The organism is Pseudomonas caspiana, from assembly GCF_002158995.1.
In the GTDB taxonomy this organism is placed as follows: Bacteria; Pseudomonadota; Gammaproteobacteria; order Pseudomonadales; family Pseudomonadaceae; genus Aquipseudomonas; species Aquipseudomonas caspiana.
Genome location: NZ_LOHF01000004.1, coordinates 107,603 through 134,063 on the forward strand (window position 1 = coordinate 107,603; position 26,461 = coordinate 134,063).

Annotated in this window: 2 protein-coding genes (1 of these 2 only partly in view); both read left to right on the top strand. The window is 60.9% G+C overall.

Going from position 1 to position 26,461, the window contains the following annotated elements; translation table 11 throughout:
• A complete protein-coding gene (locus tag AUC60_RS07230) occupies positions 1 to 9,666 on the top strand; it encodes a non-ribosomal peptide synthetase (RefSeq protein WP_087265408.1) in 9,666 nt (3,221 codons plus the stop codon).
• Positions 9,666 to 26,461, top strand: partial view of a non-ribosomal peptide synthase/polyketide synthase gene (locus AUC60_RS28045; RefSeq protein WP_405624279.1) — the 5' portion only. 952 nt of this gene lie beyond the right edge of the window; 16,796 of the gene's 17,748 nt are visible here — the first part of the coding sequence; the start codon lies at positions 9,666 to 9,668; its stop codon lies off the right edge, out of view. Before AUC60_RS07230 ends, AUC60_RS28045 begins: the two co-directional genes overlap by 1 nt.

Sequence of the window (26,461 nt, forward strand, 5' to 3'; positions counted from 1 at the left end):
ATGAATGCACAAGACGCCTTGAAACTCGCCCGCCGCTTTATCGAGCTGCCGCTGCAAAAACGGCGGTTGTTCCTTGAGGGATTGCAGCGTGAAGGTGTCGATTTTTCGCTTTTTCCTATTCCTCAGGGTGTGAACCCTGAGGAGTACCGAGTCCTGTCTTTTGCCCAGCAGCGGATGTGGTTTCTCTGGCAGCTGGACCCCCAAAGCAGCGCTTACAACCTGCCCAGCGCCGTGCGTCTCAACGGCGCGCTGAACAAGACAGCGTTGGAGCAAGCGTTCGCCAGCCTTATGGAGCGTCATGAAACCCTGCGGACCGCTTTCGCCGAAAAGGACGATGGCGTGCAGCTGGTTTCCGCAACCACGCCATTTCAGGTCATCCACAAGGATTGGCGTGACCTGAAGTTCCAAGAGCAAGAATCCCGAGTTGCGGAGGAAGCCGAGCGGCAGTCTCGCGAACCGTTCGATCTGGCCAACGGGCCGCTGTTGCGCGTTACGCTGATCCAGCTTGAAGAACAGCACCACGTGCTGTTGCTGACCCTGCACCACATTGTTTCCGACGGCTGGTCGATGAATGTACTGATCGATGAGTTCGTGCGTTTTTACGAAGCCCACAACACAGGTCAGATCGCACAGTTTGAACCGCTGCCGATCCAGTACAGCGATTACGCCCTGTGGCAACAGCGCTGGCTGGAAGCGGGGGAGCAGGATCGCCAGCTGGGCTACTGGCTCAAGCAGTTAGGCGATGAGCATCCGCCGCTGGAACTGGCCACTGATCACCCGCGTCCAGCGCGGCCGGATCATCGCGGCTTGCGGCATGACTTTGCGATAGATGAAACGCTGGCAGGCGAACTGCGCGAGCTGGCCCGGCAGCAGAACGTCACGTTGTTCATGTTGCTGTTGGGTGCGTTCAACGTGCTGTTGCACCGTTACAGCGGGCAGACCGATCTGCGCGTCGGCGTGCCCGTCGCCAATCGCAATCGCAGCGACATCGAAGGGCTGATCGGCTTTTTCGTCAACACTCAGGTGCTGCGCACGCAACTGGACAGCCAGACCCGCGTCGACCAGTTGCTAGCCTCCGTGAAGGAAGCCGCGCTTGGCGCGCAATCCCATCAGGACTTGCCGTTCGAGCGCTTGGTGGATGCGCTCAAGCTTGAGCGCAGCCTCAGCCATAACCCGCTGTTTCAGGTGATGTACAACCACCTGCCGAACGTCGCGGATATCGAAGTGCTGAAAGTCGGCGATGGCCTGGAGCTGAGCCCGCTAGAGTGGCAAGGACGGACCACGCCATTCGACTTGACCCTCACCACTCACGAGCGCGGCGGCAAGCTGTTTGCCTCTTTGACCTATGCCAGCGAATTGTTTGAAGCGCAGACCGTAGAGCGCATGGCTCGTCACTGGCTGAACCTGCTGCGAGCGATGGTCCGCGACCCGCAGGCGCTGCTCGGCGATCTGCCATTACTCGACGACGCTGAACGCACGCTGCAATGCGCTGACTGGAACCAAACGGCACAGGATTTTCCGGTCAGCGACAGCGTGCTCTCGCTGATCAACGCCCACACCCTGAATACGCCGGATGCGACAGCGCTGGTTTTTGCAGGGCAGCAACTGAGCTACAAACAACTGGAGCGTCGCGCCAATCACCTTGCGGCAAGACTTATTGCCGAGGGCGTTGGCACTGAGAGCCGGGTAGGCCTGGTGGCCGAGCGTTCGCTGGACACCCTGGTCGCGTTGCTCGCCATCTGGAAAGCGGGTGCGGCGTATGTGCCGTTTGACCCGGAGCTGCCGCCGCGCCGCCTGACTGACATGATTGCGGACAGTGGCGTGACGCTGTTGCTCAGCCCGGAGCAGACCTCGCTGCCGGTGAGCGAGAACGTAAACGTACTGGCGCTTGAGCGCGTGGCGCGAGGCGAGAGCGATCAAGCGCCACAGGTGACCCTCGATCCGCAGCAACTGGCCTACGTGATTTACACCTCCGGCTCGACCGGCAAATCCAAAGGCGTCGCCGTCAGCCACGGCGCGTTGCTCAACTATGTGCAGGGCATCATGCAAACGCTGCCAATCGAGCAGGCCCGCAGCATGGCCATCGTTTCCACGCTGGCCGCCGACCTCGGCCATACGGTGCTGTTCGCGGCGCTGTGTTCGGGGCGTGAATTGCATGTGATCGAAGCTGACGTGGCCCTTGATCCCCAGCGTTTCGGTGCTTACCTGAGCCAGCACGCCATCGATGTATTGAAGATCGTACCGTCTCATCTCGAAGCACTGCTCAGCGGTGATTCGCCAGAAAATGTGTTGCCGCAGACCTGTCTGGTTTTGGGCGGCGAAGCCAGTTCGCCAGCGCTGATCGATAAGGTAAAAGCGCTGGGCACGTGCCGAATCGTCAACCACTACGGCCCGACCGAAACCACCGTCGGCGTGCTCACTCAGGCTGTTGAAGGCCCGCGCTCGATTGCTCTGGGCCGCCCGCTGCCCAACGTTCAGGCGTACGTGCTGGACAGCGCCTTGCAACTGAAACCGCTGGGCAGCGACGGCGAGTTGTACATCGGCGGTGCTCAGTTGGCTCGGGGCTATCTCGGGCAGTCAGCCATGACCGCTGAGCGTTTTGTGCCGGATCCCTTCGGTGCGCCGGGTGCTCGTCTGTATCGCACCGGTGACCGGGTACGCCAGCAAGTCGACGGCAGTCTGGTGTTTATCGGACGGGTCGATCATCAGGTGAAGATTCGCGGTTTCCGCATTGATCTGGGCGATGTGCTCGCCGCGTTGCGCAGCCATCCATTGATCAAGGACGCGGCCGTGCAAGTGGTAGGCGAGCAGAGCAGCCGTCGCATTGTGGCCTGGCTGGTCTGGTCGGTACCGGGTTCGCTGGAAGCGGTACAGGCATATCTGGCCGAACGCCTTCCGGATTACATGTTGCCCGCGCAATTCATGACTCTGGAACGACTGCCACTCACCGCTAACGGCAAGCTGGACAGCCGCGCCTTGCCGCTGCCTGAGCGCGCCAGCGAGACGCAGGTTCATGTCGCGCCGCAGACCGACAGCCAGATTCGCCTTGCCGCGATCTGGGCCGAGGTGCTGAAGGTCGATGAAGTCGGTTTGCAGGACAACTTCTTCACTCTTGGCGGCCATTCGTTGCTGGCCGTGCAGATCGTCTCTCGAGTCCGTCGCCAGTTCGGCGTTGACCTGCAACTGCGGGCGCTGTTCGACACAGAAAACCTTGAGCAACTGGCCGCCGTGGTCGATCAACTGGCGCCGCAGACTCAAACCCACGCATTGCTCCCCGCTGATCGCAGTCAACCATTGCGAGCGTCGTTTGCCCAGCAGCGTCAATGGCTGTTCTGGACCATGCAGCCTACCAGTACGGCGTATCACACGCCGCTGGTGGTGAAGCTGAGCGGCGATCTGAACCTTCAAGCGTTGCAGCGCAGTTTCGACGCGTTGCTCGCTCGCCATGAATCCCTGCGCACCACCTTTATCGAACAGGACGGCGTGCTGTATCAGCAGGTTCAGCCAGCTACCTCCGTGCAGTTTGAGCTGCAAACCCTCTTGGGCGCAGATGACGTTGCCATTGAGCAAGCCATCCACGAGGAAACCCAGCGCCTGTTCGATCTGGCTAACGGCCCGCTGTTGCGGGTCAAACTGCTCGCCACTGCCGAGCAGCAATCGGTATTGGTGATGACCCTGCACCACATCACCTCGGACGGTTGGTCCATGGGCCTGCTGGTGCACGAGTTTGTCGAGTTCTACCAAGCGTTTGCCGAGCTGCGCGAGCCCGCGTTGACGGCGTTGCCGGTGCAGTACGCCGATTATGCGCGTTGGCAGCATGACTGGCTGGAGCAGGGCGAACTGCAACGCCAGCTGGATTACTGGACAGCACGTCTGGGCCACGAACATGAATTGTTGGCGCTGCCGCTGGATCACCCGCGTCCTGCCACCCGCAGTTATCGCGGTGGCCGGGTGGCGTTGCGCTTGCCGAGCCTGCTGGAAAGTGGTGTTCGGGCGTTGGCTCAGCGCAACGGCGTGACCTTGTTCCAACTGTTCCTCGGTGCTTTTGCGCTGGTCTTGCAGCGTTACTCCGGCCAGTCGGACCTGCGCATCGGCGTGCCGGTGAACAACCGCAATGCCGAAGAGCTTGAGGCGGTGGTCGGCTTCTTCGTCAACACACTGGTGATTCGTTTGCAGCCGGATGTGCGGGTTTCTGTGCAGCAATGGCTGGACCAGGTTAAGGACAGCACGCTCTCGGCTCAGGCCCATCAGGACTTGCCGTTCGAAAAGCTGGTAGAAGCACTCAACCCGGATCGGGCACTCAACTACAACCCGCTGTTCCAGGTGATGTACAACCACTTGAGCACCCTGGGCGGTACCGCAACGGGGGCAAGCTTGCCCGGCCTGCGCGCCGAGGAAATGCCGCTGCCGGGTGCGGCCGCGCAGTTCGATCTGGCCCTGGAAACCCTGGAAACAGCGCAAGGCATCGACGTCGCGCTGGTGTTCGCCGCCGAGTTGTTCGAGACCGCCACCGTTGAAGGGCTGGCCGCTCACTGGCAGCGTTTGCTGCAAGCCATGATCGACAACGATCAGCGCGCGCTGGGTGATCTGCCGATGCTGTCCAGCCACGATGTCGAGCGTGCCGAGCGCTGGAATGCCACCGATGTTCGCTATGCCGATGAGGTCTGCGTGCAGCGCCTGATCGAAGCGCGGGTCGAGCGTACGCCTGACGCGGTGGCGCTGGTGTTTGGCGCTGAGTCGCTGACCTATCGCCAGCTCAATCGCACGGCCAACCGTCTTGCTCGACAGCTGATTGAACTGGGTGTCGGGCCGGACGTGCTGGTCGGTGTTGCGGCCTTGCGTTCAGTCGAAATGGTTGTTGCGTTGCTGGCGGTGCTCAAGGCCGGTGGCGCTTATGTGCCGATTGATCCGGAGTACCCGCAAGAGCGGCAGACTTACATGATCGAGGACAGCGGCATCGAACTGCTGCTGGTCCAGCCCGAGTTCGAAGGCCAGTTGCCTGAGTCCGTTAAAACGCTGGTTTTACAGACACCCTTGAACGACGGCGAGTCTGGCGATGACCGCAATCCGCCGATTGATCTGGATGGCGAGAATCTGGCCTACGTCATCTACACCTCGGGTTCTACCGGCAAGCCCAAAGGTGCTGGCAATCGACACAGCGCGCTGACCAATCGCTTGCAGTGGATGCAGCAGGCGTATGGCCTGTCCGCGCGTGACACGGTGCTGCAAAAAACGCCGTTCAGTTTCGACGTGTCGGTGTGGGAGTTCTTCTGGCCATTGATGACCGGTGCGCAACTGGTCGTGGCCCAACCCGGTGATCATCGCGATCCGGCGAAACTGGTGCACCTGATCGAAGAACATGGCGTCACCACCCTGCATTTCGTGCCTTCCATGCTGCAGGTTTTCCTCCAGTCGCTGCCGCATCAACGCTGCACCAGCCTGCGAAGGATCATTTGCAGCGGTGAAGCGCTGCCGGTCGATGCGCAGAATCAAGTCTTTGCCCGACTGCCTCATGCCGGGCTCTACAACCTGTATGGCCCGACCGAAGCGGCCATCGACGTGACCCACTGGACCTGCCGCGACGAAGGGCTGGACAGCGTGCCGATTGGTGAACCCATCGCCAACCTGCAGACCTGGATTCTTGATCAGGCGCTGCAACCGGTATTGCCGGGCGTTGCCGGTGAGTTGTATCTGGGCGGTGCAGGCCTTGCCCGTGGCTATCACCGACGTCCGGCGCTGACTGCCGAGCGTTTTGTGGTCAGCCCGTTTGGCGATGGCGAGCGCCTTTATCGCACCGGCGATCTGGCGCGTTATCGCGCTGACGGCGTTATCGAATACCTGGGTCGCCTCGACCATCAGGTGAAGATTCGCGGACAGCGCATCGAACTGGGTGAAATCGAAGCGCGACTGTTGGAGCAGGCTTCAGTCCGGGACGCTGCGGTGGTTGTGCACAGCAATGATCAGGGCCAGCAGTTGGTGGCTTATCTGGTGCTGGAGGCGGGCGGGTCTGACACAACGCTGATCAAGGATGAGCTCAAGCAAGCATTGCCGGGCTACATGGTGCCTAACCAGTTTGTGTTGCTGGATCACATGCCCCTCAGCCCCAACGGCAAGCTCGACCGCAAGGCGTTGCCTGCGCCAGCGGTATCCAGTGATCAGGATTGGCAGGCACCAGAAACCGATTTGCAACGTCAGGTCGCGGATATCTGGAGCGAAGTGCTGCGTCTGGAGCAAGTGGGCCTCAACGACCACTTTTTCGAACTCGGTGGTCACTCGTTGCTGGCGACCCAGATGGTCGCTCGCACCGCCGAGGCGCTGGGTCTTGAAGTGCCGCTGGATATCCTCTTCGAGCACAGCACGCTGGGCGGTTTCACTCAGGCACTGAGCGAGCTGAATGTGCGCCGTGTGCCTGCATTGCAGCCGTTCGCCCGTGGTGATTTAGCACCGCTTTCGTTTGCTCAGGAACGTTTGTGGTTCCTCTGGCAACTGGAGCCGACCAGCGCTGCGTATCACATTCCCATGTCCCTGCGCTTGCGAGGACCACTGGACCTGGCGGCACTGGAAAGCAGCCTGAACGCAGTGATTGCCCGCCATGAAAGCCTGCGCACCCGCTTTGTTCAGGGACTTGTTCAAGAGAGTGGTGAGCCGCGTCAGCAGATACTCGCTGAGTTGAAGCTGTCCATCGCCGTGCAGAATGCCAGCGTTGATACCGATGTTCGGGCGTTCATTGCCGAGCAGACCCGTCAGCCGTTCAATCTTGAACGCGATCCATTACTGCGTCTGGCGCTGCTGCGTCTGGCCGACGACGACCACGTGTTGACGCTGGTGCAGCACCACATCGTTTCCGATGCCTGGTCGCTGACGTTACTGATTGAAGAATGGCTGCGGGGCTACGGCGCGCTGATCGCCGGCCAGCAGTTGGCGTTGCCAGCGTTGCCGGTGCAATACGCCGACTATGCCCTGTGGCAGCGTCAGTGGTTCGCGGAAGGCGAGCGCGAGCGCCAACTCGCTTACTGGCAGGAGCAATTGAGTGGCGGTGATTCGGTACTGGAGTTGCCGCTTGATCGGCCGCGCCCGGCGATTCAGAGCTTCCGTGGCGGCCGGGTCGAAATGCGTCTGCCGGTCGAGCTGAGTGAAGCCCTGCAGGTGTTGGCCGGGCAGCAGAACGTCACGTTGTTCATGTTGCTGCTGGCGTCGTTCCAGGTCCTGCTGCAACGTTACAGCGGCCAGCGAGATATTCGCGTCGGCGTGCCAGTCGCTAACCGTCACCGGGTCGAAACCGAAGAACTGATCGGCTTCTTCGTCAACACTCAGGTGCTGCGCGCCGAGGTGGACGGTCAGCAGGGCTTCGATACGTTGCTGCAACAGGTGCGCCGTACCTCGCTGGACGCCCAGGCGTATCAGGACCTGCCGTTCGAGCAACTGGTCGAGGCTTTGCAACCGGAGCGCAGCCTCAGCCAGAACCCGTTATTCCAGGTCATGTTTAATCACCAGAACCGGGTTGACGACAGCGTACTGCGCAATCTGGATCTGCCCGGTCTGAGCATTGAGAACCTGGGTGTCGAGAACGATAGTGCGCAGTTCGACCTGTCGCTCGCCACCTTTGAAACCGAAGCCGGCCTCAAGGCCACCCTGACTTACGCGTCCGACTTGTTTGACGCGCAGACCGTGCAGCGTCTTGGCGATTACTGGCAGAACCTGCTGGCCGCCATCGTTGCCGAGCCCGGCCAACGCATCGGCGAACTGTCGATGATCGGTGCGGCCGAGCAGCAGCAAGTGGTGCGCGACTGGAACCTCGTTGAAGACTGCCCGATTGATTTTGCCTGCGTGCATCAAGCGTTCGAGCATCAGGTCAGCCTGACGCCAGACGCTGTTGCGTTGGTCCACGATGATCGTCAACTGAGTTACAGCCAGCTCAACGCCAGGGCCAATCAAATGGCCCATGCGTTGCGGGAGTCGGGTGTCGGTCCGGAAAGTCTGGTAGGGATCGCCACCGAACGTTGCATGGACATGGTCATCGCCGTGTTTGCCGTGCTCAAGGCCGGTGGCGCTTACGTACCACTGGACCCGCAATACCCGCAGGAAAGGCTGTACCAGATGATGCAGGACAGCGGTCTGCGGTTGTTGCTGACCCAGACGTCATTGCTCGACAGCCTGTTGATCCCTGAAGGCATTGCCTGCCTGTGCCTGGATAACGCCGAGCAATGGAACGGACATCCGACGGCCAACCTGCCGAACAGGCTGCACGATCACAATCTGGCGTATGTGATGTTCACCTCCGGCTCTACCGGTCGCCCCAAAGGTGTGGGTATCGATCAGTCGGCGCTGAGCGGGCATACACGGGTTTCCCTGGGGTTCTACAACCTGACTGCTGCCGACCGGATCCTGCAGTTCTCGACGTTCAACTTCGACACCTTCGTCGAGCAGCTTTTCCCTGCGTTGACCTGCGGTGCAGCCGTGGTGCTGCGCGGCCCGGACTTGTGGGACAGCGAAACTTTCCATCGTCACCTGATCGATCAGCGGATCAGCGTGGTGGGGCTGACAACCTCCTACTGGCACCTGCTGATCCGTGATTTTGCTGCCAAGGGCATCAAGGATTACGGCGCATTGCGGCAGATGCATACCGGTGGCGAGGCGATGCCGCCGGAAGGTATTCAGGTCTGGCGCGACGCCGGTCTGGAGCACGTGACACTGCTCAACACCTACGGACCGACCGAGGCAACCGTGACCGCCACCACCATTGACTGCGAGGCCTACGTCAGTGGCAAGCAAGCGCTGCCGCTGATGATGCCGATTGGCAAGCCACTGTCAGGGCGAAGTATCTATCTGCTCGACGAAAACGCTCAACCGGTCCCGATCGGGTCGGTGGGGGAGTTGTTCATTGGTGGCAGCCTGCTTGCTCGCGGCTATTTCAATCGCCCTGATCTGACCGCTGAGCGCTTCATCCCCGATCCGTTCGACGGGCAGGGTGGTCGGCTGTATCGCACTGGAGACCTGGCTCGCTATCGCGTCGACGGAGTCATCGAGTATGTCGGGCGTGTTGATCATCAGGTGAAGATCCGTGGCTTCCGTATCGAACTGGGCGAGATCGAAGCTCGTTTGCTGGAGCAGGATGAGGTCCGCGAAGCGCTGGTGCTGGCGGTCGATGGCGTGGGCGGTCAGCAACTGGTGGCTTACGTCGTGCCGGAAGGCGAATACGAAGCCCAGGCATTGCGCGACCGGCTCAAGGCGCAGCTCAAGCGCAGCCTGCCTGATTACATGATCCCGGCGCACCTGATGCTGCTGGAGCGTTTGCCGCTGAGCCCCAGTGGCAAGCTGGACCGCAAAGCGCTGCCCGCCGCTGATTTCAGCCAATTGCAAAACACCTGGACCGCACCGCGTACCGAGCTGGAGCAGCGCATCGCCGCGCTCTGGCAAGACGTGCTCAAGCTGGAGAGGATCGGTCGTACCGATAACTTCTTCGAGCTGGGCGGCCACTCCTTACTGGTCGTGAGCACGGTCTCACGCATTCAACTCGAGCTTGGTATGAAAGCGACTGTGCAACTGATGTTCCAATTCCCTGTTCTGGGTGATTTCGCCACACAGCTGGAAGCCCTTGGTGGCGCAGTGGAGGCCTCGACCCTCGACGGTCTTGAAGCCTTGCTCGACGAAATGGAGGAGGCATGATGGATCAGGCCGCAGCTGCACGTATCGCCCGTCGTTTCATCCTGCTGCCACTGGATAAGCGCCAAGCCTATCTGGAAAAAATGCTCGAACAGCGAGTGTCGCCCGCCAACCTGCCGATCCCCGAAGTTCGTTCAGAGCTGGATGTGCTGCCCTTGTCCTACGCGCAGGAGCGTCAGTGGTTCCTCTGGCAACTGGAGCCGGACAGCAGCGCCTACCACATGCCGACGGCGCTGCGTTTGCAGGGCGAGCTGGACATCGACGCGCTTGAGCAGGCTTTCAACGCGCTGGTTGCACGCCACGACACCTTGCGCACGACCTTTGCCCTCGATGGCGAACGCCCGCATCAGGTCATCCACGCCCAAGGCCGGTTGACGCTGGCACGGGAAACGTTGCCAGGCCATGCCGCGCACGAGCGTGACGCGCTGATCCAGGCATTCGTTGAAGCACAAACACGGCTGACCTTTGATCTGGCCGAGGGGCCTTTGCTGCGCGTCACGCTGTTGCAATTGGCTGCCAATGACCATGTGCTGGTGATGGTCCAGCATCACATCGTCTCCGATGGTTGGTCCATGCAGGTCATGGTTGATGAGCTGGTGCAGCTTTACGTGGGTTTCAGCCAGCAGCAACCGGTTGAACTGCCCGCGCTGCCGATTCAGTACGCCGACTATGCGATCTGGCAGCGGCACTGGATGGAGGCGGGCGGCAAGGCTCAGCAACTGGCGTACTGGACCGGGCAACTGGGTAACGATCAACCGGTGCTGGAACTGCCCACTGATCGTCCGCGTCCGGCGGCGCAAAGTCATCGTGGTGCGCGACTGGACCTGCCGCTGGACGCTGAACTGAGTCGTCAGCTCAAGGCCCTTGCGCACGCGCAAGGCGTCACGCCTTTCATGCTGTTGCTGGCCTCGTTTCAGGTCCTGCTGCATCGCCACAGCGGGCAGCGTGACATCCGCGTCGGTGTGCCTACCGCTAACCGTAACCGGGTTGAAACCAACGGCTTGATCGGCTTCTTCGTCAACACTCAGGTGCTGCGTGCGGAACTCGATGCTACCCAGCGTTTCAGCGAACTGCTGCAACAGGTCAAACAGACTGCATTGGGCGCGCAGGCGCATCAGGATTTGCCTTTCGAACAATTGGTCGAAGCACTGCATCCAGAACGCAGCCTTAGCCACAGCCCGCTGTTTCAGGTGATGTACAACCACCAGAGCGATGACCAGCATGGCCGCGGTCAGCGTGCGACGCGATTGCCCGGCCTGAGCATCGAAGGTCTGGTGTGGGACAGCCACAACGCTTCGTTCGACCTGACACTGGACACGGTGGAAAGCGCCGAGGGCCTATGGGCCTCGCTGACTTACGCCACCGACCTGTTCGACGCCACGACCGTGCAGCGCATGAGCGAGCATTGGCTGAACCTGCTGCACGGCATCGTCGCCGATCCGCAGCAGCACATTGGCGCGCTGCCGATGCTCGGCCAGCGTGAACTGGATCATCTGCTGCTGGAGCGCAACGGCCTCAACGACAAGCATGCCGCCGGGCTGCTGGTGCATCAGCGCATCGAGCAGTTGGCTCAGCAAACGCCGGACGCCACCGCGCTGATTTTCGGCAAGCAGACGTTGAGCTTTGCCGAACTCAACCAACAGGCCAATCGCCTCGCGCATCGACTGATCGCGGACGGTGTCGGCCCTGACGTGATCGTCGGTATTGCGCTGGAGCGCGGTCTGGAGATCGTCGTGGCGCTGTTGGCCGTGCTCAAGGCCGGTGGCGCTTATGCGCCGCTGGACCCTGAATACCCGCAGGAGCGTCTGGCGTACCTGATGCGCGACAGCCGCATGGCGTTGCTGTTGAGTGATTCGGTGTTGCGTCGGCGCTTGCCGATTCCTGACGATCTGCCGGTGCTGGAAGTCGATCAACTAGACGCCCGTGCGCAGCCCGATACCGATCCGTCTGTGGCGTTGCTGCCCGATCATCTGGCTTACGTCATTTACACCTCCGGTTCGACCGGCCAGCCCAAAGGTGTTGCAGTTGCTCACGGTCCGATGGCGATGCATTGCCGGGCCATCGGCGAGCGTTACGAGATGACGGCTGACGATTGCGAACTGCATTTCATGTCGTTTGCCTTCGACGGTGCCCACGAGCGCTGGCTGACTGCGTTGACCCATGGCGGTCGTCTGTTGATCCGTGATGCAGAGCTGTGGACGCCTGAGCAAACGTATCAGGCCATGCATGAGCATGGCGTGACCGTGGTGGCGTTCCCGCCGGTGTACCTGCAACAACTGGCTGAACATGCCGAGCGCCACGGCAACCCGCCGCCGGTGCGGATTTATTGCTTTGGTGGCGATGCAGTGCCGCAGGCCAGTTTCGAGCTGGCCAAGCGCGCGCTCAAGCCGCAGTACATCATCAACGGTTATGGCCCGACTGAAACCGTGGTCACGCCGCTGATCTGGAAGGCGGGTGCGGACGATCATTGCGGTGCTGCTTATGCCCCGATTGGCAGCCGCATCGGCGAGCGCAGCGCTTATGTGCTGGACGCTGATTTGAACCTGTTGCCGCTGGGTGTCGCTGGTGAGTTGTACCTGGGCGGGTTGGGTCTGGCTCGCGGTTACCTGAACCGTCCGGGCATGACCGCCGAGCGTTTTGTCGCGGATCCGTTCAGTGCCAAAGGCGGGCGCCTGTATCGCACCGGCGATTTGGTCAGCCAGCGTGCTGACGGCACGTTCGATTACCTGGGTCGCCTTGACCGCCAGGTAAAGATTCGTGGTTTCCGTATCGAGCTGGGCGAAGTCGAAGCCCGTCTGCTGGCGCTGGATGGCGTACGCGATGCGGTGGCTGTCGCGCAGCAAGGGCTGAGCGGGCAGCAACTGGTCGGCTACATCGTGCCTGATGCGCTGGATGTTCTGACCGATCCTCAAGTGCAGCTCGATCTGCGTGAAAGTCTCAAAGCGCAACTCAAGGCCGAGCTGCCTGACTACATGGTGCCCGCGCATGTGTTGTTCCTTGAGCGCATGCCCCTGACACCCAATGGCAAGCTGGATCGCAAGGCCTTGCCTCTGCCGGACACCAGCCTCTTGCAGCAGCATTACGTCGCCCCGCGCAACACGCTGGAAAGTGATATCGCGGCGATCTGGCAAGACGTACTCAAGCTTGAACAAGTCGGTGTCACCGATAATTTCTTCGAGTTGGGCGGCGACTCGATCATCTCGATTCAAGTGGTCAGCCGTGCGCGCCTGGCTGATATCGCCTTTACCCCGAAAGACTTGTTTCTGCACCAGACCGTTCAGGCGCTGGCCACTGTGGCCCGGCGTGGTGCGCCGACGCAGCAGATTGATCAAGGTCCTGTGATCGGCGAAACGCCGTTGCTGCCAATTCAGCAATGGTTCTTTACTCAACCGATCCCCGAGCGTCAGCACTGGAACCAGTCGGTGGTACTGGAGCCACGTCAGCCCTTGAATGCGCGGGTGTTGCGTGCCGCGTTACTGGCAATGGTCAATCATCACGACGCGCTGCGTCTGGTATTCCCGGAGGCCGGGCAAGGCCGGGCGGTATTTGCCGAACCGTTGGCTGGCGATGCTGATGCCGCGTTGAGTCTGCTGTGGCAGGTCACTCTGAACGGTGCCTTCGAACTTGAACCGTTGTTCGAAGAAGCCCAGCGTAGCCTCAATCTGCAAAACGGTCCGTTGTTGAGGGCAGTGCTGGCGGACCTGCCGGATGGCAGCCAGCGTCTATTACTGGTGGTCCATCACCTGGTGGTGGACGGCGTGTCGTGGCGGATTCTGTTCGACGATCTGCAACGGGCGTATCAACAATTGCTGGCCGAAAAGCCATTGGATTTGCCCGCGAAAACTTCGTCGTGCAAGGCTTGGGGCGAGCAGTTGCAGCGCTGGGCCCGGGGCGATGAGCTGGTTGCAGAACTGGCAGGCTGGCAGCAACGGCTGTCCGGCATCAACGGCGACATTCCTTGCGAACGCCCCAACGGCGCCTTGAATAACCGCCTGGCGCAGACCGTTCATACACGGCTGGATGCCAACGCTACGCGACAGTTGTTGCAACAGGCGCCAACGGCATATCGCACTCAGGTCAACGACTTGCTGTTGACCGCCCTGGCCCGTGTGATTGCACGCTGGAGCGGCCGCGACGATGTACTGGTGCAACTGGAAGGCCACGGTCGCGAAGAGCTGTTTGAACAGATCGATCTGACCCGCACCGTGGGCTGGTTTACCAGCCTTTATTCGGTCAGCCTCAGCGCTCATGGCGAAACCGGGGCAGCCATCAAACGTATCAAGGAGCAGTTGCGATCAATCCCCAACAAAGGCGTGGGGTTCGGCGCGCTGCGTTATCTGGGCGACGGCGCGACCCAGGCCGCCATGGCTGCATTGCCGACGCCGCGGATCACCTTCAACTACCTTGGTCAGTTCGACGCCAGTTTCGACGATGAGCAGGCATTGCTGGTCCCGGCCAAGGAAACTGCTGGTGCCGAGCAAAGCGCGGATGCGCCGCTGGGTAACTGGCTGAGCATCAATGGCCAGGTATTCGGCGGCGAACTGAAACTGGGCTGGACCTTCAGTCGGGAAATGTTCGATGAAGCCACCGTGCAGCACCTTGCTGACCAATTGGGCGATGAACTGCAGGCGTTGATCGCTCATTGCCTGGACGCCCAGGCCGGTGGCTTCACACCGTCTGACTTCCCGCTGGCCACTATCAATCAGGCACAACTGGACGCCTTGCCGCTGCTGGCCGCTGACGTTCAGGACCTGTATCCACTGGCACCGATGCAGCAAGGCATGCTGTTTCACAGCCTTTACGAGCAAACGCAGCGGGGCGCGTACGTCAACCAGATGTGTGTGGACGTCGAGAACCTTGATCCCGAGCGCTTCCGTAAAGCGTGGCAAGCCGTCGTTGAACGGCATGACATTCTGCGCAGCGCGTTCCTGTGGCAAGGCACGCTGGAGCAGCCGCTACAGGTCGTTTTCAAACGCGTCGAGTTGCCGTTTCAGGTCCTCGACTGGCGTGAGCGCGTTGCGCCGGAGCAGGCATTGCTGGCGCTGGCCGAGAGTGATCGCATGGCCGGGTTTGATCTGGGCAAGGCACCGTTGCTGCGTCTGACGCTCGTGCGCACTGCCGAGCAGCGCCATCACCTGATCTACACCAGCCACCACATCCTGATGGATGGCTGGAGCAGCTCGCAGTTGATCGGTGAAGTTTTACAGCAGTACGCCGGTCAGCCAGCACCAGCACACACCGGTCGTTATCGCGATTACATCGGCTGGTTGCAACGTCAGGATGTGGCGGCGGATCAGGCGTTCTGGGCGGCACAAACCGCCGATCTCGCCGCGCCGACTTTGTTGGCCGAGGCGCTGCAATCGGCCGCGACAAGCAGCGGCTTCGCCGACTACTACCTGCGTCTCGACGCTGCGCAAACCCGTGCACTGGGCGACGCTGCGCGGCAGAGCAAAGTCACCCTGAACACGCTGTTGCAAGCCGCGTGGTTGCTGACTCTGCAACGCTTTACCGGGCAACACACCCTGGCGTTCGGTGCCACGGTGGCGGGGCGTCCGGCAGAGATTGCTGGCATCGAACAGCAGATCGGTCTGTTCATCAACACGCTGCCGGTGATTGTTTCGGCTACACCGGAACAGGCGTTGGGCGCCTGGCTGGTCGACCTGCAATCGCGCAATCTCGCATTGCGGGAGCACGAACATACGCCGCTGGCGGACATTCAACGCTGGGCAGGACAGGGCGGTGAAGCGCTGTTCGATAACCTGCTGGTGTTTGAAAACTACCCGGTGGCCGAAGCGCTGCAACAGGGCGCACCCCAAGGGCTGCGCTTCGGTGAAGTACGCAGCCGCGAGCAGGGTAACTACCCCCTGACCCTGGCGGTCAGCCTGGGGGAATCGCTGTCGGTGCATTTCCATTATCAGCGCGAGCATCTGGACGCTGATGCTATCGAGCAGGTCAGCGCGCATTTCGCTCGCGTGTTGCAGCAGTTGTCGGTGGCGGTTGGCGAAACGCTATTGGGCAGCCTGCAAGGTGGCAGCCCATTAGAGCAGCAACAGGCCGTACAGGCCTGGAATCCGCAGCCGCAGAGCTTTGCTGTCGAGCATCCTCTGCACAAGCTGATCGAAGCCCAGGTCCAGCGCGCACCCGATGCCGTGGCATTGAGCTTTGGCAATGAGCACGTCAGCTACGGCGAGCTCAATCAGCGCGCCAACCGGCTGGCGCATCGTTTGATCGAGCAAGGCGTTGGCCCCGATGTGCTGGTAGGTCTGGCGGCTGAGCGGTCCGTGGAAATGCTGGTCGGACTGTTAGCGATCCTCAAGGCGGGCGGTGCTTATGTTCCGCTCGACCCGGTTTATCCGCAGGATCGTCTGGCGTACATGATTCAGGACAGCGGCTTGCGTTTGCTACTGGCCCAGCCACATGTGGTCGATCAGTTGCCGGACCTCAACGAGGTCGAAACCCTGCTGCTGGGCGCGAATCTCAGCAGCTTCAGCGCGGATAACCCGGTAACCAGCGTCGGGCCGGATAACCTCGCCTACGTGATCTACACCTCCGGTTCCACAGGCCAGCCCAAGGGCGCATTGTTGCCGCACAGCAACGTGGTGCGCTTGTTCAGCGCCACTCAGCAATGGTTCGATTTCGATGAGCGCGATGTGTGGAGCCTGTTCCACTCCTACGCGTTCGACTTCTCGGTGTGGGAGATTTTCGGTGCGCTGCTACATGGCGGCCGCCTGCTGATCGTGCCCCATGAAACCAGCCGCTCGCCGGAAGATTTCCACACCTTGCTGTGCCGTGAAGGCGTCACGGTGTTGAACCAGACGCCATCGGCTTTCAAGCAACTGATGCAAGTGGCTGTCGAGTCTGACGCGACACCTTCACTGCGTTATGTGGTGTTCGGCGGCGAAGCGCTGGACGTCGCCAGTCTGCGTCCATGGTTCGAGCGTTTCGGCGATCAGGCCCCGCAACTGATCAACATGTACGGCATCACTGAAACCACCGTGCACGTGACCTGGCGTCCGGTCAGTCTGGCGGACCTGCAAGCCGGCGCGGCCAGCCCGATTGGCGCCCCTATCCCTGACTTGTCCTGGTACTTGCTGGACGCTGATCTCAACCCTGTGCCGCGTGGCTGCGTCGGTGAGTTGTATGTCGGTCAGGCGGGCCTGGCCCGGGGTTATCTGAACCGCGCTGGCCTGACCGCGACGCGCTTTGTGCCGAGCCCGTTCGACGAGCAGGGCGGGCGTTTGTATCGCACCGGCGACCTGGCGCGCTACTGCGTCGATGGCTCCATCGAGTACATCGGGCGTATCGACCATCAAGTGAAGATTCGTGGCTTCCGTATCGAGCTGGGCGAGATTGATGCGCGCCTCAATGAGCTGGAAGTGGTTCGCGAAGGTCTGGTGCGGGTTCACGAAGCGGCCAGCGGTGCGCAACTGGTGGCGTATGTGGTGCCGCAGCAGTACAGCGCTGATGCGCTGACACAGGCTGGCCTGCGCGACGTCATCAAGACGCTGTTGCGTGACAATTTGCCGGATTACATGGTGCCGGTGCAGTTCCTGTTCCTTGAACGCATGCCGCTGACTGCCAACGGCAAGCTGGACCACAAAGCACTGCCTGCGCCGGATACCGGTCTGGCGCAACTCGACTACGTGGCGCCGCAAAGCAGCCTTGAACAGCAGATCGCGGCAGTCTGGCAGGACGTGCTCAAGCTGGATCAGGTGGGTGTCACCGACAACTTCTTCGAACTGGGCGGCGATTCGATCATCTCGATTCAGGTGGTCAGCCGTGCGCGTCTGGCAGGTATTCGCTTTACGCCTAAAGACCTGTTTGAGCGCCAGACGGTGCGCGCTTTGGCTCAAGTGGCGCAACTGGGCGATGGTGCGCTAACCATCGATCAGGGCCCGGTGAGCGGCGAAATGCCGTTGTTGCCGATCCAGCAATGGTTCTTCGAGCAGGACATTCCCGAGCGGCACCACTGGAACCAGTCGGTGCTGCTGGCCCCGCGTCAGCGTCTGGACGCTCAAGTGTTGAGCGTGGCCGTGCAAGCGTTGATCAATCATCACGATGCCTTGCGTCTGACCTTTGCCCAGCCCTTCAATCTGGGCCGCTTCGATGCAGCCCCGGGGCAGTCGCCGCTGTGGTGTGAGACTGTCAGTGATGCCACACAACTCGAGTCGCTGCTGAACAAGGCGCAACGCAGTCTGGATCTGCAGAACGGTCCATTGCTGCGGGTGCTGCTGGCTGAGTTGCCCGACGGCGAACAGCGTCTGTTGCTGGCCATCCATCACCTGGTAGTGGACGGCGTTTCATGGCGGATTTTGTTCGAGGACCTGCAAAGCGCTTACCGGCAGATCGAGTCGGGCAAGACTGTGCAATTGCCGAGCAAAACCACCGCCTTCAAACACTGGGCGCAAGGTTTGCAAACCCTGGCTCGCGACGGCGGTTTGTCGTCGCAACTGGCGTTCTGGCAAACGTTGCTGTCGGGAGCATCGACGGATCTGCCGTGCCTGAACAGTGCTGCCAGCCTGCGCGCCAGCGACAGCAAAACGGTCGGCGCCAAGCTGTCCGCCGACCTGACCCGGCAATTGCTGCAACAGGCTCCAGCGGCCTATCGCACCCAGGTCAACGATCTTCTGCTGACCGCGCTGGCCCGCGTACTCGCGAACTGGACCGGACGCGATGACGTGCTGGTGCAACTGGAAGGTCACGGTCGCGAGGCGGTGCTGGAAGACGCTGACCTGAGTCGCACGCTGGGCTGGTTCACCAGCCTGTTCCCTGTGCGTCTGACGGCTCAGGCCGAGCTGGAGCCGTCGATCAAACACATCAAGGAGCAACTGCGGGCCATCCCGGACAAGGGCATTGGCTTTGGCGTGTTGCGCTATCTGGGCGATGAGCCGACCCGCAACAAATTGAGTGAGCTGCCGACACCGCGCATCACCTTCAACTACCTTGGCCAGTTCGACGGCAGCTTCGACGATGCTGACGCGCTGTTCGTCCCGGCCAAAGAAAGCAGTGGGGTCGAGCAGAGCGCGGACGCGCCGCTGAACAACTGGCTGAGCATTAACAGCCAAGTGTTTGCTGGCGAGTTGAGCCTCGCCTGGACCTTCAGTGCCGAAATGTTCGCCGAGCACACCCTGCAGGCGTTGGCGAATGAGTACATCGCCGAGTTGACCCGCGTCATCGAGCATTGCAGCGATCCGCAGCACAGCGGGCTGACCCCGTCGGACTTCCCGTTGGCCCGTATCAGCCAGGCCCAACTGGATGCGTTGCCCCTCGAAGTGGCTCAAGTAGAAGATGTCTATCCGCTGGCGCCTATGCAGCAAGGCATGCTCTTCCACACCCTGTATGAAGAGCAGATGGGGGGCGATTACACCAACCAGATGCGTCTGGACGTAGAGGGCCTTGATCCGGAGCGCTTCCGGCAGGCCTGGCAAGCGGCCGTGAATCAGCATGGGATCCTGCGCAGCGGGTTCTTCTGGCAGGGCGGTCTGGAGCGGCCGTTGCAAGTGGTGTTCAAGGATGTGGTGCTGCCTTTTACGGTCGTTGACCTGCGCCACACAGCCAACCTTGCCCACGAACTGGAAAAACTGGCTGACGCCGAACTCAGCCGTGGTTTTGATTTGAGCAGCGCGCCGTTGCTGCGTCTGGTGGCGGTGCGCGTCGACGAACAGCGTTATCACCTGATCTACACCAACCATCACATCCTGATGGATGGCTGGAGCAACTCGCAGCTGCTCGGTGAGGTGCTGCAACGTTATGCCGGTGAATATCAAGCGCAACACATGGGCGGCTATCGCGATTACATCGCCTGGTTGCAGGCGCAGGATGCCGCGCTGAGCGAAGCGTTCTGGCTGGATCGACTCAGTGTGCTGGACGAACCGACCTGGCTGACTCGTGCTCTGGACTTGCCTGCGCAAGCGGGTATTGAAGCGCATGGTGATCACTTCGAAGCGTTCAGTGCCGAGCAAACCCGGTTGTTGGGAGATTTTGCCCGCCAGCAAAAAGTGACGCTCAACACCGTAGTGCAATCAGCCTGGCTGCTGCTGTTGCAGCGCTACACCGGGCAGCCAGCCGTGGCCTTTGGTGCGACGGTTTCCGGGCGTCCTGCCGGGCTTAAAGGTGTCGAGCAGCAGATCGGTCTGTTCATCAACACCTTGCCAGTCATTGCCACGCCGCAGCCGGAACAGGCGTTGAGCGACTGGCTGCAAACGGTTCAGGCCGACAACCTGGCATTGCGTGAGCATGAGCACACGCCGCTGGCCGATATTCAGCGCTGGTCGGGGCAGGGCAGCGATGCCTTGTTCGACAGTATTCTGGTGTTCGAAAACTACCCGGTGTCGGAAGCCTTGCAGCAGGAAGCACCGCAGGAACTGACCTTCGGCAAGGTCGACAATCACGAGCAGACCCACTATCCACTGACATTGATCGTCGGTCTGGGCGAGGCCTTGTCGCTGCACTTCAACTACCGGCAGGCGAACTTCCCGGAGCACACCGTGCAGCAGATTGCTGGCCAGCTTCAGCACTTGTTGATGCAAATGGCCGGCAGCCACGCGGGTAAGCGCTTGAGCGATCTGGCGTTGCAGGACGACGCTCAGATCGAAGCGCACCTTGCCCAGTGGAGCCCGGCAACTCAGGCGTTCCCGGTCGAGCAGTGTCTGCATCAATTGATTGCTGCGCAAGCAGCGCGGACGCCCCAGGCAGTGGCGGTGTCCTTCAAGGATCAGAATCTCAGTTATCAAGCGCTGGACAGCCAGGCCAACCGTCTCGCTCACGCGCTGATCGCCGCAGGCGTCGGGCCTGACGTTCGCGTCGGCATTGCCGTGCAGCGTGGGCTGGAGATGATTGTCGGCTTGCTGGCGATCCTCAAGGCAGGCGGTGCTTACGTGCCGCTGGACCCGGATTATCCGCAGGACCGTCTGGCCTACATGATCGAAGACAGCGGCCTGTCGCTGTTGTTGACTCATAGCCATCTGCGTGACCGGTTGCCGATTCCGGCGGCCGTAAGAACCCTGCTGCTGGACGCGGACCTGTCTGCACAACCGAGCCACGATCCGTGCGTGTCGGTGAGTCCTGAAAACCTCGCTTACGTGATCTACACCTCGGGTTCAACAGGGCAGCCGAAAGGCGCGTTGTTGCCGCACAGCAATGTCGTGCGGTTGTTCAGCGCGACTGAGCAGTGGTTTGGTTTCGATGAACACGATGTGTGGAGCCTGTTTCATTCCTACGCGTTCGACTTCTCGGTCTGGGAGATTTTTGGTGCATTGCTGCATGGCGGCCGCTTGCTGATCGTGCCCCATGAAACCAGCCGCTCGCCGGAGGATTTCCACGCGCTGCTGTGCCGCGAAGGCGTGACGGTGTTGAACCAGACGCCATCGGCGTTCAAGCAATTGATGCAGGTCGCCGTGGCGTCTGATGCCAACACGGCGCTGCGTTATGTGGTGTTCGGCGGCGAAGCGCTGGATGTCGGCAGCCTGCGTCCATGGTTCGAGCGTTTCGGCGATCAGGCTCCGCAACTGATCAACATGTACGGCATCACCGAAACCACTGTTCACGTGACTTATCGTCCGGTCAGTCTGGCGGACCTGCAAGCCGGAGCGGCCAGCCCGATTGGCGCGCCGATTCCTGACCTGTCGTGGTACTTGCTGGATGCGGATCTAAACCCGGTGCCGCGTGGTTGTGTTGGCGAGCTGTATGTCGGGCAGGCGGGTCTGGCCCGTGGTTACCTGAACCGTGCGGGCTTGACCGCGACACGCTTTGTGCCGAACCCGTTCGATGAGCAGGGCGGGCGTCTGTATCGCACCGGCGATCTTGCGCGTTACTGCGTCGATGGCTCCATCGAGTACATCGGGCGGATCGACCATCAAGTGAAGATTCGCGGCTTCCGTATCGAACTGGGTGAAATCGAAGCGCGGTTGCGTGATTGCGCAGCCGTTCGCGAAGCCGTGGTGCTGGCCATCGACGGCTTGAGCGGTCAGCAACTGGTGGCGTGGATCGTGCCGCAGGCATTTGATGCTGCCGGGCAGGCCGCTCTGAGAGAGCGGATCAAGGAAGAGCTCAAGGAAACGCTGCCGGATTACATGGTGCCAGCGCACTTGCTGTTCATGGAACGCATGCCGCTGACCGTCAATGGCAAGCTGGATCGCAAGGCCCTGCCGGCACCTGACGCCAGTCTCGCTCAGCAAGATTATGTCGCGCCGCGTACCGAGCTGGAACAGCGTCTGGTGACGATCTGGCAAGACGTGTTGCGTCTGGAGCGTGTCGGGCTGACCGACAACTTCTTCGAGCTGGGCGGCGATTCGATTGTCTCGATTCAGCTGGTGAGCCGGGCGCGGCAGGAGGGTATTCGTTTTACGCCCAAAGACCTGTTCGAATGTCAGACCGTCCAGGCTCTGGCTCAAACGGCCCGGCTGGGTGATGACACGCTGACCATCGATCAGGGCCCGGCAGCGGGTGACATGCCGTTGGTGCCGATCCAGCAATGGTTCTTCGAGCAGGATATCCCGGCCAGTCAGCACTGGAACCAGTCCGTGCTGCTGGCGCCGCGTCTGGCGCTGGATGCCGATCTACTGGCGACGGCTCTGGTCGCGTTGGTCAACCATCACGACGCTTTACGCCTGGTGTTCGCGCCGTCCACTGGAACTGTCACGGGTACCTTTGGCGCCGTCCTTGAAGGCCCGTCCACTGAGATGTTGTGGACAGCGCAGGTGAGTGATCCTGCGCAGTTGCAGCCCCTCTTCGAAAAAGCCCAACGCAGCCTTGATTTGCAAAACGGCCCGCTGTTGCGTGCGGTGCTGGCTGATCTGCCGGGAGCAGAACAGCGCTTGCTGCTGGTGATTCATCACCTGGTAGTAGATGGCGTGTCCTGGCGGATTCTATTTGAAGACCTGCAACGACTTTACAACCTCGCTCGCGAGAACGCGCCGGTGCAATTGTCGACGCGTACCAGCAGCCTCAAACGCTGGGCCGAGCGCCTGCAGGAACATGCGTTGACGGACGCGATGCAGCAACAGGTCAGCTATTGGCAAACGCAGTTGCAGGGTGTCCCGGCTGATCTCCCGGATGTGCGGCGTGAAGACGCGCAGCAGGTTCGTCATGCTGCCACCGTGCATTGCCGTCTCGATCAAGTGACGACCCGCCATCTTTTGCAGCAGGCTCCGGCCGCCTATCGAACTCAGGTCAATGATCTGCTGCTGACGGCGCTGGCTCGGGTGATAGCGGGTTGGACCGGACGTGCCGATGTGTTGATCCAGCTGGAAGGGCATGGCCGTGAGGACCTGTTTGAGGACATCGACCTGACCCGCACCGTGGGCTGGTTCACCAGTCTGTTTGCCGTAAAGCTGACTGCGCATGCAGAGCTGCCGGCGTCCATCAAGGGCATCAAGGAACAGCTGCGCGCGGTGCCTCAGCGCGGGCTTGGGCTGGGCGTGTTGCGTTACTTGGGTGATCAGCAGACCCGCAAGGCGTTGCAAGGCCTGGCGACGCCCCGGATCACCTTCAACTACCTCGGTCAGTTCGATGGCAGCTTTGACGAGAGTGACAGCCTGTTCAGGCCAGTCTCGGAAAACAAAGGGATTGAGCGCGATGAATCGGCACCGCTGGATAACTGGCTGACCATCAACGGGCAGGTTTACAACGACACCCTTGAACTGGGCTGGACCTTCAGCGAGCAGATGTTCGACACCGGGTTGATTCAGCGCCTGGCTGACGAGTTCTGCGTGGAGCTGCGCGAGGTGGTCGAGCACTGTGTCGAACGTCCGCTTCAGGCATTTACGCCAAGCGATTTCCCGCTGACACGCCTGACCCAGACTCAGCTTGATTCGTTGCCAGTCCCGCTGGCGGCAGTCGAGGATATCTACCCACTGTCGCCGATGCAGAGCGGGATGTTGTTCCACACCCTAGAAATGCCGGGTGAAGCGTTCTACATCAGCCAGGTCAATGTGGCCGTTGATGGTCTCGACGCGCAGCGCTTTGTTGCCGCTTGGAACACTGTCATCGAGCGACATGAAATCCTGCGCACGGGGTTCTGGGCTGCAAGCAATCTGGCAGAACCGGTACAACTGGTGTACCGCAGCGCACAGTTGCACGTACGGCAACTGGACTGGCGCGAACACAATCACCTTGAGTCGGATCTCCAGGCGCTGGCCGCCGACGACTGTGACCAGGGCTTTGATCTGCTCGCTGCGCCGTTGATACGGCTGACACTGGTTCATCTGGCCGGGCAGCGTCACCAGTTGATCTGGACCAGCCACCATATCCTGATGGATGGCTGGTCCAGCTCGCGTCTGCTGGGTGAGGTTTTCCAGTGTTATGCCGGGCATGAATCAGGTCCGCGCATCGGCCGCTATCGCGATTACATCGCGTGGCTGCAGGCTCAACCTGAACAGTTGCTGGAAACGTTCTGGAAGGCTCATGTTCAGGCGCTGGAAGGGCCGACGCAACTGGCGACTTCGGTCTATCCGCGGCCTGACGCCTCACTCAGTGGTCATGCTGCGCACTATCTGCGTTGGGACAAAGCGGCGACTGATCATCTGCGCGAGCGGGCCCAGGCCTTGCGCGTGACACCCAATACGCTGGTTCAGGGCGCCTGGCTGTTGCTGTTGCAGCGCTTTACCGGCCAGGCATCGGTGTGTTTTGGCGCGACGGTTGCCGGACGTCCGGCGGCGGTGAGCGGTTGCAATGAAATGCTCGGGTTGTTCATTAACACCTTGCCTATCGTTCAGGCGCCTGAGCCAGAGCAGCGTGTGGACCAATGGCTGGCGCAACTTCAAGCATTCAACCTCGAAGTGCGTGACCACGAGCATGCATCGCTGGCGGATGTGCAGCGCTGGTCGGGCCATGGCGGTCGACCGTTGTTCGACAGCATTGTCGTGTTCGAGAACTTCCCGGTGGATGAGCGGCTGCGCGACACCGACAGCCATCAACTGAAGTTTGGCGAGTTGAGCACCCGCGATGTGACCAACTACGCCATGGACCTGGCGGTAGAGCTGGCGCAGACCCTGCAAATCGAGTTCCTGTACTTGCGTAACAGCTTCACCGATGAAGGCGCGGCTCAGGTCATGGCCTGTTTCGAGACCCTGTTGAATGCCTTGCTGGACCAACCGCAAGCGACCCTCGGCAGTCTGTGCATGGTTGACGCTGAAGACGGCTTGATCAGTCAGCAGGGTGTCGGTTCGAAACAGACAGACAGCGATTCGCTGCCTGCATTGATTGCCAATCTTGCGCAGATTGACCCGCAAGCGGTGGCCGTTGTCTGCGGTGATGAAGCACTGACGCGTGGGCAGTTGGAGCTGCGTGTCAACCAGCTCGCTCACGCCTTGACGGCGTCAGGTGTGGGGCCACAGTCGGTGATCGGAGTCGGTCTGGAGCGTTCTGTGCAGACCATCATTGCGCTGTATGCAGCCCTTAAAGTCGGCGCTGCTTACGTGCCGATGGACATCGACTACCCGCGAGATCGTCTGGAATGGATCATCGAAGATTCAGGCATGCAGGTCTTGCTGACCCACAGTGCATTGAGCAACCGTTTACCGTGTCCGCCAACTGTCACGCGGATGAACCTGGACGAGCTGGACAGCCTCAGTTTACCGGTTGATTACCCGATGACTGCCGTCAGCGAGCAGGAACTGGCGTACTTGATTTATACCTCTGGCTCAACCGGCAAACCCAAGGGTGTTGCCGTGGCGCGTGGCCCATTGCGTGTGCATTGTCAGGCGATTGCCGAACGCTATGAAATGGATGCCGATACCCGCGAGTTGCTGTTCATGTCCTTCGCGTTTGACGGTGCTCAGGAACGCTGGTTGTCGACGTTGATCAGCGGAGGTCGTCTGGTGGTCCGGGACAACACGCTGTGGACGCCTGAGCAGACGTATGACGCCTTGCACAGCCATGCGATCACCATTGCCTGTTTCCCGCCGGCCTATCTGCAGCAACTGGCCGAACATGCTCAGGCACACGGCAATCCACCTCCGGTCAGTATCTATTGCTTCGGGGGGGATGCGGTGGCGGATGCCAGTTTTGAGCTGGTCAAGTCTGCGCTCAAACCACGCTACATCACCAACGGCTACGGCCCCACTGAAACCGTGGTCACGCCGCTGCTCTGGAAGGCTGGCGTCGATGCTCGCTGCGAGGCGGCTTACGCGCCGATCGGCACAGCTGTCGGGCCTCGTTCGTTGTACGTGCTGGATGCGCAACTCAATCGTGTTCCTGCGGGGGTGGCTGGCGAGTTGTACATTGGGGGCGATGAGCTTGCTCGTGGTTACTACCGTCGTCCTGGATTGACCGCCGAGCGCTTTGTGGCGGACCCGTTCAGCCATACAGGAGGCCGCTTGTACCGCACCGGTGATCGGGTGCGGCAGCGAGCTGACGGCGTGTTTGAATACCTTGGGCGCCTGGACAATCAGGTGAAGATCCGTGGCTTCAGGATCGAACTCGGTGAAGTCGAAGCTTGTCTGCGTGAGGCGCCGTCAGTACGCGACGCAGTGGTCATCGCCCGTGACATTGCAGGTGGCAAGCAATTGGTCGGTTATGTAGTTGCACCGTCGCAAGCCGGGCTGGCCGAACAACTACGCGCCCGCTTGCAAGAGCGTCTGCCGGACTATATGGTGCCCGCTCACCTGATGTTGCTGGATCGTCTGCCCCTGAACCCTAACGGCAAGGTGGATCGTCTCTCGCTCCCCGAGCCTGAGTTCCAGGGCAGCCAATACGTGGCGCCGCGTAATGCACTGGAAAAACATCTGGCCGAGGTCTGGCAGCAAGTACTTGAAGTGCCTCAGGTCGGTGTGACTGACAACTTCTTCGAACTGGGGGG

Bases quoted from the DNA above. Each gene is read 5' to 3' on its own strand.
- AUC60_RS07230 (WP_087265408.1), top strand. From the start codon at position 1: ATGAATGCACAAGACGCCTTGAAACTCGCCCGCCGCTTTATCGAGCTG.